Source organism: Sorangiineae bacterium MSr11367 (genome assembly GCA_037157805.1).
Lineage (GTDB): Bacteria > Myxococcota_A > Polyangia > Polyangiales > Polyangiaceae > Pendulispora > Pendulispora rubella.
In genome coordinates this window covers 11,171,563-11,186,210 of sequence record CP089983.1, presented here as the reverse complement: position 1 = coordinate 11,186,210, position 14,648 = coordinate 11,171,563, and the positions used below count along the sequence as shown (strand labels likewise).

General features: G+C 65.5%; 10 protein-coding genes. 6 read left to right on the top strand and 4 right to left on the bottom strand.

Annotated elements, in window-relative coordinates:
• The first annotated feature begins 11 nt into the window (after positions 1-11).
• Both LVJ94_43420 and LVJ94_43415 read left to right on the top strand, forming a co-directional pair.
• On the top strand, positions 12-2,747 hold the full coding sequence (locus LVJ94_43420) for a phosphopantetheine-binding protein (GenBank protein WXB03744.1): 2,736 nt from the start codon (positions 12-14) through the stop codon (positions 2,745-2,747).
• Positions 2,744-4,258 (top strand): aminotransferase class I/II-fold pyridoxal phosphate-dependent enzyme, encoded by a 1,515-nt coding sequence (locus LVJ94_43415; protein ID WXB03743.1) that lies wholly within the window; start codon positions 2,744-2,746, stop codon positions 4,256-4,258. The genes LVJ94_43420 and LVJ94_43415 overlap by 4 nt, the downstream gene beginning before the upstream one ends.
• Here the strand turns inward: LVJ94_43415 and LVJ94_43410 are convergent.
• Genes LVJ94_43410 through LVJ94_43400 form a run of 3 tightly spaced genes read right to left on the bottom strand, consistent with a single transcriptional unit; the run spans position 4,255 to position 8,362 of the window.
• On the bottom strand, positions 4,255-5,109 hold the full coding sequence (locus LVJ94_43410) for an SDR family NAD(P)-dependent oxidoreductase (GenBank protein ID WXB03742.1): 855 nt from the start codon (positions 5,107-5,109) through the stop codon (positions 4,255-4,257). The genes LVJ94_43415 and LVJ94_43410 overlap by 4 nt on opposite strands.
• Positions 5,106-7,340 (bottom strand): hypothetical protein, encoded by a 2,235-nt coding sequence (locus LVJ94_43405; protein ID WXB03741.1) that lies wholly within the window; start codon positions 7,338-7,340, stop codon positions 5,106-5,108. Before LVJ94_43405 ends, LVJ94_43410 begins: the two co-directional genes overlap by 4 nt.
• 20 nt (positions 7,341-7,360) lie before the next feature.
• Complete coding sequence (locus LVJ94_43400) at positions 7,361-8,362, bottom strand: sigma-54 dependent transcriptional regulator (protein WXB03740.1); 1,002 nt, start codon at positions 8,360-8,362, stop codon at positions 7,361-7,363.
• 1,268 nt (positions 8,363-9,630) lie between these two features.
• Between LVJ94_43400 and LVJ94_43395 the strand changes: the two genes are divergently transcribed.
• The 4 genes from LVJ94_43395 to LVJ94_43380 are packed head-to-tail and all read left to right on the top strand — an operon-like array spanning position 9,631 to position 13,369.
• Positions 9,631-10,461, top strand: coding sequence for an alpha/beta fold hydrolase (locus LVJ94_43395; GenBank protein WXB03739.1), 831 nt, complete (start codon positions 9,631-9,633; stop codon positions 10,459-10,461).
• A 6-nt stretch (positions 10,462-10,467) separates the two neighbouring features.
• Complete coding sequence (locus tag LVJ94_43390; GenBank protein WXB03738.1) at positions 10,468-11,613, top strand: acyl-CoA dehydrogenase family protein; 1,146 nt, start codon at positions 10,468-10,470, stop codon at positions 11,611-11,613.
• Between the two features lie 2 nt (positions 11,614-11,615).
• The gene (locus LVJ94_43385; protein ID WXB03737.1) at positions 11,616-13,118 is read left to right on the top strand and encodes an amino acid adenylation domain-containing protein; all 1,503 of its coding nucleotides are present in this window, start codon (positions 11,616-11,618) and stop codon (positions 13,116-13,118) included.
• Positions 13,115-13,369, top strand: a complete 255-nt coding sequence (locus tag LVJ94_43380) for an acyl carrier protein (GenBank protein WXB03736.1) — start codon at positions 13,115-13,117, stop codon at positions 13,367-13,369. Before LVJ94_43385 ends, LVJ94_43380 begins: the two co-directional genes overlap by 4 nt.
• On the opposite strand, the gene ccrA is transcribed toward LVJ94_43380, so the two are convergent.
• Complete coding sequence (ccrA, locus tag LVJ94_43375; protein ID WXB03735.1) at positions 13,335-14,624, bottom strand: crotonyl-CoA carboxylase/reductase; 1,290 nt, start codon at positions 14,622-14,624, stop codon at positions 13,335-13,337. The two genes, LVJ94_43380 and ccrA, sit on opposite strands and share 35 nt — an antisense overlap.
• Between the last annotated feature and the right edge of the window lie 24 nt (positions 14,625-14,648).

Sequence of the window (14,648 nt, the reverse complement as noted above, 5' to 3'; positions counted from 1 at the left end):
AGGAAGACTCCATGGACGAAATGACACGACGGTTGTCCGAGCTGCCCGCCGTCAAGCTCGCCTTCGCCGCCACGCAGTTGCGCGAGAAGCAGCGCGTGATTCAGGCGGAGCCCATCGCCATCATCGGCACGAGCTGCCGATTTCCGGGCGGGGCCGACAGCCCGGAGGCCTTCTGGGAATTGCTACGCCAGGGGAAGGAGACGCTCGAGCGCGTACCCGCCGATCGCTGGGACGCGGACGCTCTGTACGATCCCCAGCCCGGAACACCGGGCAAGATGCACGTGCGCGATGGGCACTTCGTGCGCAACGTGGCGGACTTCGACCCGCTCTTCTTCGGCATCTCGCCGAAAGAAGCACGCTCGATGGATCCGCAACAACGGATGCTCCTCGAGGTGTGCCACGACGCGCTCGAGCGCGCGTGCCAGGCGCCCGCTCGGCTGCGCGGCAGCAAGACCGGCGTGTTCATGGGCCTCATGCACCTCGACTTCGCGGCGCGCGAGGCCGGCTCGGCGAGCGGAACCGACGCGAGCATGGCCGTCAATCGACTGTGCATCGCAGCCGGGCGCATTGCGTACGCTCTCGGGCTCCAAGGACCGACGGTCGCGATCGACACGGCATGCTCCTCGTCGCTGGTGACGGTGCACCAAGCTTGCCAGAGCCTGCGCGAGCGAGGCTGCGATCTGGCGCTTGCCGGCGGCGTGAACCTGAATCTCGCGCCCGAGACGATGATCGTGCAATCGCACAAGGGCATGCTGTCGGCCGACGGCCGCTGCAAATCGTTCGCAGCGGCGGCCGATGGATTCGGGCGTGGCGAGGGGGCCGGCGTGGTCGTGCTCAAGCGCTTGTCCGACGCGATTGCGGATGGCGACGCGGTGCTGGCCCTCGTCCGTGGTTCGGCGGTGAATCACAATGGCAGCGGCAGCGGCCTCACGGTGCCCAATGGTCGTGCGCTGGAGCGGCTCGTGGAGGACGCCCTCGCGGTGGCCGGCGTTCGAGCCGATCAGGTCAGCTACGTCGAAGCGCAAGGCACGGGCACGGCGCTGGGCGATTCCATCGAGATGCAGGCCCTGGGGCGCGCCTTTGCGGGGCCGCGTGCGGCCCCGCTCTGGGTGGGCTCCGTCAAGACGAACATTGGACACCTCGAATCGGCGGCGGGCATCGCGGCCCTGCTCAAGGTCGTCCTATCGCTGCAGAACGAGTGGATTCCGCAGCATCTCCATTTCGACGAGCCGAATCCCAACATTGCCTGGGACACCTTGCCCGTGCGCATAGCCACGCAAGCCGTACCCTGGCCCGCCACGGGGCGTCGCATGGCGGGCGTGAGCGCCTTTGGCTACAGCGGGACGAATGCGCACGTGGTGGTGGAGGGCGCGCCCGATCTCGCCTCGGTCCGGCGGGCACCGCTCGCCGACGATCGCCCCGCGCGCGTTCTCACCTTGAGCGCCGCGACGGAGGCGGCGTTGCGTGATTACGCGGGGCGCTTTGCCGAGCACCTCGCGCGAACGCCGGCCTCGCCGGCGGACATCGCGTACAGCGCCAATGTCGGTCGCAGTGCCATGAGCCACCGCGTGGCGCTGGTGGGGCGCGATTCGTCCGAGTGGCGAGGTCGACTCGCGTCCATCGCCCGAGGGGACGCGGCCGTGGGCGTCGTGACCGGCGCACGGGCGCCGCTGCTCGCCTTCCTCTTTCCGCCGGCATGTCCCAGCGGTGCGATGGTCGCGTCGGTGCGCCATCAGCCGGTGGTGCGCGAGGTGCTCGACACGTGCCGCGCGCTGCTGCCCGAGGCCTCGCGAGGGTCGGAACTCTGGCTCGACGAGGCGCAGGGAACCCCCCTGGAATTCGCCGCGCTGTTCGCGGCGCAGATGGCATTGGTTCGTCTTTGGCGATCGTGGGGCATCGAGCCCGAGGCCGTGTTCGGCGAAGGTGCGGGAGAGCTCGCCGCTGCCTGCACGGCGGGGAGCCTTTTGCTCGAGGACGGCATGCGTCTGGCCATCGCGTGGACGCGCGATGGACGCCCGGATGTACCTCGGTCGACGCCGGCCCTGCGCGTGATCCCCACCGCGGGGGGGCTGGCGAGCGGTATCGGCACCTTGCGGGATGCGGGGTATCAGGCGTTTCTGTCGCTTGGGGGCAGCGACGGTGCATGGTGGATACGCGTGCGCGAGCTCACCGAGGGCGTGCACGTGTGGTCGAGTTCTCCCGTCGGCGACGATGAACCGTACGGCGTCTTGCACGCCTTGGCGGCCGTGTTCGTGGCGGGTTTGCCCGTCCAATGGCACAACGTCGACGGCCCCTGGGCGCGCCAGCGCCTCGTGCTTCCGACGTACCCCTTTCAGCGCCGCACGTACTGGCCGGCCGCGTCTGCGGTCGAAGATGGCCCTACCGAGGAAACCTTACCGGGCGCCTCGGCGCTCGCCGGGCGCATCCGAGAGCTCGCGCCCGAAAAGGCGCGCAGCTTGGTCCATCGGGCGTTCGCCGCGCAGCTCGAGATGGTACTCGGCCTCGAGGCCGATCAGACCTTCGACGAATCCTTCTCGCTTTCGGGCCTGGGCTTGGACTCGCTCATGGCCGCCGATCTGCAGCGACGCATCACCAAAGAGCTGGGCGTGACGTTGCCGCCGGAGCGCCTGATGACGCAGACCTCCGTCACGGAGTTGAGCACGGAAACCTATCGACGATTGCGCCTGTCGACGTTGCTGCAGCCCGAGGGCACGAATGCCCACGACCTGGAGGAGATCGCTTTATGACCATCGACGAATTGCTCGAGGAACTTTCACGGCGAGGCATTACGTTGGCCCTCGACGGCTCGCAGTGGCGCATGCGCGCCCCGCATGGAGCCCTCACGGAGGCGCTGAAGGCGGCCATTGCCGAGCACAAGGCGCAGCTCGTCGCCATGCTGCCCAGCGCCGCACCCGAGGCCACGGCCAAGGATACCCCTGCGTCCGCGCATTGGAGTGAATTGACCTTCGAGCAATTCATGACCCGCGGTGTGCGCGAATTCGCCGAGGCGGAGGAGCTCCAACGCTGGCGGGAGGCCATGCAAAAGGAAGGTCTCGAGGCCATGTTCGATCGCCCGCATCTCTCCGCTCCCGGACCCAGTGTCGACGTTCCTCAATCCGATGGCAGCGTGACGCGGTGTGTGAGCTTCACGAGCTACAACTATCTCGGTTTCGCGACGCACCCGGTGGTGATCCAGGGCGCCAAGGACGCGCTCGATCGCTATGGGCTCGGCGCGTTGTCATCGCCGGTGCTGGGGGGCACCCTGGGCGTTCATGGTGAGCTCGAGCGCGGCATCGTCGAATTCCTGGGGCAACCCGGTTACGGCGTGAGCCTGTTTCCCTCGGGGTACGGCGCCAACACGGGGGCGATTTCGGCGTTGCTCAACGAGAATCAGTACCTAGTGTGCGACCGCAAGGTGCACATGTCGGTTCTCGAGGGCGGCAAACTCTCCGGTGCGAAGGTCCGGTTTTTCGCGCACAACGATGCGCGTGATCTCGAGCGCGTGCTCGCGGGGATCGATGCCCACCGCCATCGCGTGATCGTGGCGATGGATGGCGTGCACTCGGTGAGCGGCGCCTTCGGTCGCGTGGACGAGATCTCCGAGGTGACCAAGCGATGCGGTGCGTACTTGCTCGTCGACGAGGCCCACTCCATGTTGCTCACCGGTCCCGGCGGTCGCGGCGTGGCTGCCGCCCAAGGGGTGCTCGATCGCGTGGACCTGCTGGTGATGACCATGAGCAAATCGTTCGGCGGCATCGGCGGGGCCGTCTATGCGAGGACCGACCTTGCCAACTACATTAATTGGTTTGCCCGCTGCCGCATGTTCTCGTGCGCGCTCAATCCGGGGGTGGTCGGCGGTCTGGCGAAGGTTCCCGCGTTGGCCGGGGGGCCCGAGGGAGAGGCGCGCCGGAAGCGCTTGATGCGCAACGCCAAAACGCTGCGTGCGCTCTTATGCGATCATCTGGTCATCGGCGACGCCGAATCGTGGGTCATTCCCGTGTATATCGGATCGCACGAGAAGATATCGCACTTGGGGGACTGGCTGCGCCGTCACGGGCTCGAGGTCGGCGCCGTGTCCTATCCGGCGGTCCCCAAAGACGCATCGTGTTTGCGTCTCTTCGTCACGAGCGAGCACACGGACGAGCAATTCGAGTTCGCCGCCAACGTTCTGATTTCCGCGGCCAAGCGCTTCGATTTTCTCCGCGGGCGGCGGCCTTCCACGAGAAGGAACGAGCCCGCGGAAGCGTACGCCGGCTAACGCGTGCCGCCCACCCATTCCTCGCTCTTCTCCCAGAGGATACGGGCGAGGGTGGCGTCTTGCGCTAGCACACTCGGGGCGCGGTCGCGCCCGCTCAATGCGTAGTAGCGGCCATTGTGCTCGGCCACGTCCTTCGAGGTGGCGCAGTGAAGCGAGGAGAAGGCGCCGTCGCGGGGGCTGATCATCTTGCGCGTCATCAGGTACCGCACCGGCCAAGGGATCTTGCGCCAGATGTCCGAGGCCACGGTACCTGGGTCCACGCTGTAGCTGTGCACGCCGAGCTCCCTCCAGCGGCGCGCCGATTCGGCGCCGAAGAGGATGTTGCATAGCTTGCTGACCTCGTACTCCTTCATGGCCATGAAGGTCCGAGTGGGCCGGCGCAGAGCGTCCCAGTCGAGCGCCTTGCACTCGAAATGCGAGTCGCTCGCAACGTGGACGATGCGCGCCGGCGCGCTCGCGCGAAGCCGAGGCAAAAGCAATTGCGTAAGTAGAAAGTGGCCCAGGTAGTTCGTGCCGAAGGCGAGCTCGAATCCCTGTTTGGTCGTGCCGCGCTGCCCTGCGAGCCCGGCGTTGTTCACCAGCACGTGCAGCGGTGCGTCCAACGCGAGAAACTCGGAGGCGCATCGCCGGACCGAATCGAGATCGCCGAGATCGAGCGGCAAAAAGCGGAGTTGCGCTTCGGGGGTGTTGCGGCGAATGGTGTCGATGACGGACTGCGTCTTGTCCTTCGAGCGACAGGCGAGGTAGAGGCGCGCGCCCCGACGGGCGAGCTCCTCGGTGGTGGCCCGTCCGATGCCCGTGTTCGCGCCCGTGATCAGGACGTGCCGTCCGACCAGCGATGATTCGTTCATGGTGCGTGGTGCTCCTGCAGCATTTGCGCCCCGGGCAGATGGATGCCCGCGCGCGTTCCCACTTCGGCTTGCCAACTCGCGACCCAGTCGAGGAGCCTCTGGCCTCCATCTTTGGGTTGCACCTTCACCGCATGCCAGACGAGGAACGCTTGGCCGTCGGCCCCCAGCATGACGATGCCGTCCATGGCTTTGGAGCGCCGGAGCGCCTCGAGGGCTTGAACGGGCGTCTGCACGATCGGGCTTGCGACGTTGAGCGAGGTGTTCACCGACACCTCCACCCCCGCGCGCCGGCCCATGGACTCGAGGTAGGCGAACGTGAACGGATCTTGCTCTTCGTCGACGATCTGCACGCGCGCGGTGCCATCTTTGTGGATGACCGCGGGAATGACCGGGTACGCCTCCGGGCGCGCGCGTGCGGTGAGGATCATGTAGCGATACGCGTTGTACGAAGCATCGGACGCGCCGTCCGAGAGCTCGAACCACCGTTGGGCACCCTTCAGCGTGGCCATCGGCGCGAGGGGGCGGATCTTCTCGCGGTACTTCACCATCGCGTTCAACACCTCCAGCGTCTTCGGGTTGCACGGCGTCGCGAGAATGGACCGATGCCCGAGCGCCCGCGGGCCCGTTTCGGCCGGGCCCTGGAAGAGACCCATGACGCCGCCGCGCGCGACGATGTACGCGAGAAGATCGGCCAGCAGGTTGCACGTGGTGCGATCCGAGGTATCGCCCAACGGCAAGAGCCCGATGTCCGGTACGCTCGCCGCGGCCGCGCGAACGTCGTCGCTGCTCGGTGCGGCGCCGCAGTAGAAGGCATGTGCGAGCGGCTTGCCGATGGGCGCTCCCTGCGCCAGCGCAAAGTTGAACGCCGCGCCCATGGTCACACCCGAATCGCCTGGGGTGGGCGGGACCCACAGATGAAGGCGCGTCTTCTCTTGGTCCAGGTAGCGCGCGAAAAATGCCTCGTCGAAGTGATCCAAGAGGCGCATGTTCGCCACGCAGTTCAGCGCACAACCCCCGGCCAGGACGAGGCGCGAGCTTCCCGTTTCGCGGATGAAATGGCCAATCATGTGAAACAGGCCGTCCTCGAAGACGAGCTGCAGAGCCGCGGCCTTGTCCACGCGGTCCTGGGTGATTTCGGAGTGTTCGATGTCGTCCACGTTCAGGACGGCGTCGGGATTCCACCACTTGTCGGGTGGGATGGGCGGTCCGAGAAGGTCGATCAGCTCTTGCGAATACGGTTCGAGAAACCCCTTGCGGTGCCAGTTGGCCAGGCTCCGATTGAGCAGGATCTCTCCACGCGGTCCAAAGTAGAGGAGCTGCCGCAGCTGCGCGTAATACGGATTGGTCAGTCGGTTGCCATTGCCCCAGGCTGCGGCGCCCATGTAGCGCCCTTCGGACTGGAGGATCTTCCAGCCGCCTTGGGTGCTGCTGATGAGCGAGTAAAGCGTGCCGAGCGAATCGGCCGGGTCGCTGTTCTTTCCGTGCAGCTCCATGCGGCCCTGGCGTGCGACGTAGAGGGAAAGCGCGCCGTCGTCGCCGGAGCCATCGATGACCGCCACCATGACCGGCTCGTCGTGTTGGGCGAACGGTGACGTCGCGTAGGCGAAGGCGGCGTGGTTGTCGTGGTGCCGCATGCCGATGATGGGAAGGTCCCCCGCGAGCCCCAGGCTCTTGCCCAGGCGCCTCGGCGCCTCGAACATCACGGCGTGGACCATGTCTGGCGTCATCGTCGGATCCTGGGCGGCCGGGTCGTAGGCCGTGCGAAAACTGCCTGGCAGCTCGTCGGCGAACGCTTTGACGCCGGTGGCTGCCAAGGTCACGTAGTCCCACGACGCAAGGCCCGCGTCGACGTCGGTGGGGCCGATGCCGAGCCGCTCCATTTGCACGCGCAATTGCGCGATGCTCTGCTCGGGAAATTCGGTGCAGCTTTTCTGCCCGGAGAAGCGCTCCTCTTCGTTGTTCAGCAGAAGCTCGATGCCTTGCTCTTTGGAGGCCCGCACCAGCGCGATGCCCGAATCGTGCCCGCCAGCGCCAATGCCGAGCAGGTACACCGTTTCACCCCGCTCCAGTTTTCTCCGAACCGATTCGGCGCGCTCCCGCCCATGAGCGCTGTCCTCCTGATGAAAGCCTTTCTTGGCGGCTAGAAAGCGGTACACGCCGAGGGCCACGCGGCGCGCGAGGTTCCCCAGCCGCGGATTCGCGGGTCCGTGGGTTCCGTATGCATGGGACATGGTCGCCCTCCGTGCTTCATTCAGTCACGCCGCCGCCGCGCGCGGGGCCTGGGAAGGTTGTATTCGATGAGCCGCGAGACGAGCGTCGTCCGCGAGATCCCCAGCATCTTCGCCGCCGAGGATTGGTTCCCTGCGCACTGTTGCAGCGCGTCGGCAATGCGCTGGCGTTCGCTGCGCCCGCGCGTGGGGCTCATGGGCGCGTGCGGCGAAATAGCCGGCGCCTGTGCGTGATCGCGCAGCGCGGTGGCTGCCCTGGCCATCTCCTCCACGGGGAGATGGTCCATCGTGATCGTATCGGAGTCGGCGCACACCGCGAGGGCGCGCTCCGCGATATTCCGCAGTTCGCGGACATTGCCCGGCCACGTGTGCCGGCGCAGCAGAACGCGCACCTCCGGCGACAGACGCGGGGGCCGGCGTCCCGCTTCCTTGGCGGCGCGTTCCAAGAACATCGTGGCCAGAGGCTCGATCTCCGAGGGCCGCTCGCGGAGCGGCGGAATGTGGAGGGCGACACCATTGAAGCGGTAATAGAGATCTGCCCGGAATGTGCCGAGCGCGACTTCGGCGGAGAGGTTCCGATTGGTCGCGGTCACGAAGCGTACGTTGATGTCGCGCGGTCTCAGTCCGCCCACGCGTGTCACCTTGCGGTCCTCGATCACGCGCAGCAGTTTGGCCTGCAAGGAAAGCGGCATCTCCCCGACCTCGTCGAGGAACACCGTGCCCCCATTCACGATCTCGAGGAGCCCGGACTTGGTCTGCGTCGCGCCGGAGAAGGCCCCCTTCTCGTGGCCGAACAGTTCGCTCTCGAGGAGGCTCTCGGAAAGTGCCGCGCAATTGAGGCGGAGCATGGGCCTGTCTTTGCGCCGCGAGTGGCGATGTACCGTCTCGGCCAAGATTTCCTTGCCACAGCCGGTCTCTCCAAGGAGAAGCACGCTAATGTCACTGGCGGCCACGCGCCGTGCGAGTTGGTGGATGTTGACCATCGACGGTTCGAGGACGACCACCCGATCTCCGGCAAAGGCCATTTCAGATCCGATGTTTTCGAGTGGGGCGGGGAAGGTATCTAGGGACCGCTCTCCGAACAGTTCTACGCGAGATATCGTGGCCGGCTCGCTTCTCGATTCGGTAATTCGTGCGTTGACGTTCGCGCGTGAAGTGAGCATTCAGTGACTCCTGCTGAGATGAAAAGATAGGATGGATTCGGCAGAACGAATTGCGGCTCGCCCATACGTGATGAACGAGTCCCTTCCCGCGGAGAACGTTCGTACGAGGAGAATGAGGCACCCCTGGCGACCGCTAGCGTCGACGTCCGCTATAACGGATAGTGTCCCGGAGTGCTCCGGCATGGCACCCCCACGACGGCGTGCCTGATTGTGAAGTAACAGGTCTGCACAATTGGCGACTGCGCAACCCTCCCAGGTATAGCAACAAGTTGAAAGGCGGCAATGATGCGGTGGATCATTCCTTGGTGAAACTGCTCGATCCGCGGAAAGAAACGCCGTTCATGCGGCGATGTTCATCGCGTCGACGGAGACCGCCACATCGTACTGTTGAACGGAACGATCGCGATTTGCAATGGATTAAATCGCCGGGTGAATGCCCGATTGTACTCGCGTCCGCAATGAGTGACGGAATGCGGCCGGAATATCCAATTTACGATTTGGTGAAGTGTGAGTCGGCGAGTCGCCGTTGCGCGTACGTCGACCAACGGGTCGGCACAAACGCGGCGCCGCGTACGATGCACCATGCACCGAGGCTCGCGCGCGACGCTTCCACCTTGGTGATGTGATTCGAACATGAGGTGTCCTCTATTGCGGAGACGCCGCGCCTCACCCGATGGCGCATAAAATCATTTTCGCGGCTCGCATTTTTCGAAATCGGCAAATGCGAATACCGATCGGTTGCATAGCCCCACCATTGTCTGGGTGAACATAAGTTCGGTCATGGTCGGCAGGTGGGTCAGCCATGGCTCGTGTCGACCTTTCGGCCGAACGCAAACGTTTGCGACGCGCGGCCGAGGGAACATGGGGGCGTCCTTGGCCGCGGGCAACCGAAACCCGAACGTGTCACGACGATGCACTCCTCGCGTCGACAGATTCGGTATCGCGGGTTCGCTCAATCTCAATTTTCCGTCGCGGCGGAGATCGCCTTTGGCGAGATGCGAAAATGCGATTTAGATGGTTATGGACACAATAAGTGACATTTATACATCCGCCGCATGGCGACGCACCCGTGCGTGGGAGCGCCGTGCCTTACAGATTGCGTAGCCGGCGAACAGATTGTGCGCACAATCGTGAAGGGGGCGATCACCGCGGGGCGATCGCGCGGCTGGTACGGTTACTGCTCGAATGCGGGGTGTATGGACGACCGCCCGAACCCGTGGATCATCCGGCGAAAGCCCATCGCGTCGCCGCGGTTGCGGCTCTTTTGCTTTCCCTATGCCGGTGCCGGAAGCCTCGTCTTTCATCTGTGGCCCGATGAGATGGATGCCGACATCGAGGTGTGTGCCGTCCAGCTTCCGGGGCGGGAGAATCGCCTGCGCGAGCCGCCGGTCGGCGACCTTTCGCGTTTGACGAGGCAGCTGGTCGACGCCCTTGCGCCCTACAGCCGGGAAGAGTTCGCGCTCTTCGGTCACAGCTTCGGCGCGCTCGTGGCCTTCGAGCTCACGCGGGAGCTCCACCGATGCGGGTTGCGTCTGCCGCGCGCCCTCTTCGTCTCGGGGCGCGAGTCGCCGTCCTCGACCAATCCGTACCCGCCCATGGGTGGACTCGAGGGAAGGGCGTTCGTCGACGAGGTCGTGCGCCGCTACGGTGCCATTCCTCGAGCGATCCTCGACGAGCCGGCGCTTCTCGAGCTCCTGATCCCGACGCTCCGTGCGGATCTGAGCATCATCGAAGGCTATACCTACCGTCGTGCGGACCCTCTGCCGGTGCCGCTCTGCGTCTTCGGTGGGACCGAAGACCGCGCGGTGAGGCGTGTCGAGCTCGAGGCCTGGCGGAGGGAAACGCGCTCGAGTTTCGCGCTGAAGATGTTTCCGGGCGGGCACTTTTTCATCAACGAGGTGCGGAGCCAGGTGCTGCGCGCCATGGAGCTGGAGCTCGGCCCCGAGCCCCGGCCGAAGTGAGGGCACGTGGACTTCGAATGGTCGGCGCAGCAACGGGCGCTCCGCGATAGGGTTCTCCAGGTCGCACGAGAAAGGGTCGAGCCCGTGTGCGTCGAGCGCGGTTACGACGCGCATTTCACGCGGGACGAGATGCGCCTTTGCGGTGAGCACGGCCTGCTAGGTCTTTGCATTCCGAGCGCCGACGGCGGCGGCGGGCATGGGCTGCTCGACACGGCTTGCGCGCTGGAGGCGCTCACCTTGGGGTGCGGCGACGTCGGGCTGGGCTTCGCGATTGCGGCGCACCTGTTCGCGTGCAGCACGCCGATCGCCGAGTTTGGCAGTGAGAAGCTGCGGCAGCGTGTCCTGCCTCGTCTCGGTTCGGGGGAATGGATCGGCGCCAACGCCATCACCGAGGAAGGCGCCGGCTCGGATGTGTTCGCGATGACGTCGTCGGCGCGGCGCGACGGCGACTTCTACGTGCTCGACGGGGCCAAGTCTTTCGTCACCAACGCGCCCATTGCCGACGTCTTCGTGGTTTTCGCGAAGACCGACCCGTCGCGAGGCTTTCTCGGCATCTCCGCCTTTGCCGTCGAGCGGGACACTCCAGGATTGTTCATCGGCCCGGGGCTCGCGAAAATGGGGCTCTCGTCGATCCCTGCATCGGGCATCGACCTGCGCAATTGCCGTGTGCCGGCGGGCCATCGCATCGGTGACGAGGGACAGGGGGGCGTCATCTTCGGGCGCTCGATGCTGTGGGAGCGCGCGGGGCTTTTCGCGATCTGGACGGGCGACATGCAGCGGCGGCTCGCACAGGCGATCGAGCACGTGAGGACGCGGCGCCAATTCGGGCAGCGGCTCTCCAAGAAGCAATCGGTCGCACACCGCATCGCCGACATGAAGCTGCGTCTCGAGTCATCGCGCCTTTCGTGGCAACGGGCGTGCTGGATGGTCGACCGGCGCACGGCGACCGCGCTCGACGCCGCCATGGCCAAGGTCGCGGTGAGCGAGGCCGCCGTTGCGTCGAGCATGGACGTGATCCAACTCTTCGGCAGCAAGGGATACCTGCAGCCGGGCGGCATCGAGAGGGCACTGCGCGATGCCATGGCGGCCACGATTGCTTCGGGCACGTCCGAGATGCAGCGCGACATCATCGCTTCCGAGCTGGGGTTGTAGCCATGTTCGACACTCGCTTCCTCCAAGAGGGCGTCCTCTCCAGTGCCCGTCGTTTTCCCGATCGCCCGGCGGTGATCGAAATGGGGCGCACGATTACCTACGCCGAGCTCGATCGTGCGGCGAACCGCATCGCGTGGGCGCTTCTCGAGCGCGGTGTCGACGTCGGCGATCGGGTCGGCGTGTGGATGCCAAAGAGCGCCTACGCCCTCGCCGCAATGCAGGCGGTGCTGCGCATCGGCGCGGCATACGTCCCGCTCGACCCGCAGAGCCCCACCGCACGTGTCCGCACCATCGTCGACGATTGCGCCATGAAGACGGTGATTACGCATGGTCCGTACGCTCTGGACAGGGGCGGTCCGCCGGAGCTTCACATCGACGCGCTCGGTGGCGACACGCTCTTCCTCGATGCCGTGGCAACCATTCCGCCGCCGCCCATCGACGCCGAGAGCCTTGCGTACATCCTTTACACGTCGGGCACGACGGGCGTCCCGAAGGGCGTGTGCGTCAGCCATCGGGCGGCCCTCGCGTTCGTCGATTGGGGCATTGGGGAGCTCGGGGTGCGTCCCGAGGATCGACTCGCCAACCACGCGCCGCTTCATTTCGACCTGTCGGTATTCGACGTGTATGCGGCGTTTCATTCCGGGGCCTCGGTGGCCATCGTACCCGAGGGCTCGAGTCTCGTCGGCTCCGCGCTGGTCGAGTTCATCGCGCGCAACGAGATCAGCATTTGGTATTCGGTGCCCTCGGCGCTGGTGATGATGATCGAGCAGGGCGGTTTGCTCGAGACGCCGCTTCGTTCGCTGCGCGCCATCTTGTTCGCGGGGGAGGTATTCCCGATCAAACAACTCCGGCAGCTTCGTCAGGGGCTCCCGCAGTGCAGGATGCTCAACCTCTACGGGCCCACCGAGACCAACGTTTGCACCGCCTTCGAAGCGTCGTGGATCGAGCCCGATCGCGTGACGCCGCTTCCCATCGGCCGGGCGTGTTGTGGAGACCGTGCCTACGCGCGAGCCGAGAACGGCGAGATCGTGGGCGTGGGCGGGGAGGGGGAACTTTGGGTCGATGGCCCCACCGTGATGTCCGGCTACTGGGGGCAGCCCGCCCAGCAGGGCGCCTACTGCACGGGCGACGTGGTGCGGGTTCTCGACGGCGGGGTCTTCGAGTTCGTCGGCCGGCGCGATCACATGGTCAAGATCCGCGGGCATCGCGTGGAGCTCGGGGAAATCGAGGCGGCACTTCTCGCGCATGCCTCGGTGCGGGAGGCTTGCGTGCTCGCGGTGGGAGCAGGTCTCGAGATGAGGCTCGTGGCGTTCCTCGCGTGCGTTCCCGGCCATAGACCCCTGTCGCTCTTGCAGACGAAGGAGCACTGCCAAACCAAGGTGCCGCGTTACATGATCGTGGACGCGGTGCGGTGGGTGGAGCAACTTCCACGCACGCGGAACGGCAAGGTCGATCGGCACGCCCTCGCGAGCTCCCACCCTCGAACCGAACGGACAAGCGGATGACCAAGGAACAGATCTTCGAAACTCTGCGGCGTTACATCACGGAAGAGATCCTCGAGGGCGATGCGGCCGATCTCGACGCCAGCACGCGGCTTCTCGAGCTTGGCGTGCTCAACTCGCTCGAGGTGGCCCGCATGACGAGCTTCATCCAGCGAAATTTCGGCCTCATCGTCCCCCTCGACGCCATCCGCGTCGAGAACCTCGCCACGCTGTCGTCCATCACGGAGATGGTGTTCGCCTTGCGTCGTCCCTGATCTCCCGCTGGGGAGGGGTGGCGATCGTGCGAACGTCTTCCAAGGTACGCAGCCCGGCGCGTGCCGCGCCGACGAGGCATGCCAGTGTGCCCGCGTGGCGGTTTTCCATCATGCGCTGATGCGCCTCGGGGATGGCGTCGTACTCGAACAACTCGGTCAGAAGCGGCCGCAGTTTGCCGCGATGAACGAGCATGTTGGCCTGCTCGCACTCGCCGGCGTTGGCGAAGTGCGAACCGACGATCATCTTTTGGCGCATCCAGAGATGGCGGACGTCGAACGAAAGCTGATAGCCCGTCGTCGCCCCACAAATGACGATGCGCCCCATGCGGCCCGCGAGAAACACGCTGGTGGGGAACGTCTCCTGGCCCACATGCTCGAAGATCACGTCCGGTGACTTCTTGCGACCGAGCACGTCCCAAATCGCTCGCCCGAATCGCTTGGTCATCTCGGCGCGGGTTTTGGCCTGCTCGGACGTCTCGTTCGGGTGGTACGCCAAGCCCGGAAAGTCGGTGCGATCGATGACGCCGACGGCGCCCATTTTCATGGCCAGCTCGCCCTTTTTCTTGCTGGAGACGACGGCAATGGCATTCGCCCCGAGGAGTTTGACGATCTGCAGCGCGAAAATACCAAGTCCGCCCGATGCGCCCCATACGAGCACGTCCTCGCCGGGCCGCACCTTCGCCCGGTGCACGAGCATGCGGTACGCCGTAAAGCAAACGAGCCCGTAGCTTGCCGCCACCTCCCAGGTGAGTTCTTTTGGCTTTGGCAGGACCTGCTGACTCTGAACGAGGGTGAACTGCGCAAAGCTCCCGTAGGGCGTCTCGTAGCCCCAAATCTTCTGATGCTCGCAGGCCATGGGGTCGAGCCCGTTGCAGGCTCCGCATTCGCCGCACGTCACGTTGCAATGGAGGACGACCTCGTCGCCGACTTTCCACCGCGCTACGCCGGGGCCCGTTTTCCAAACGATGCCGGAAGCGTCGCTGCCGGCGATGTGAAAGTCCTCCTTGTGCACATCGAGCACACTGATCGGTTTGCCGGACGCTGCCCAAATGCCATTGTAATTCACCCCCGCGGCCATCACCTTCACCAGCACCTCGCCGGGGCCGGGCTCAGGGACGTTCACGAGCTCCCGACGGAACGCCGTGGCCGGGAGACCATGCCGATCACGCCGGATGACCCACGCGTGCATTCGCTTCGGCACCACCCCGAGCTCGGGCATCTTCCCGACGGGAACGTGATCGATGGATTGATTCATCGGTATCCTCCTAAGCGGCAATCG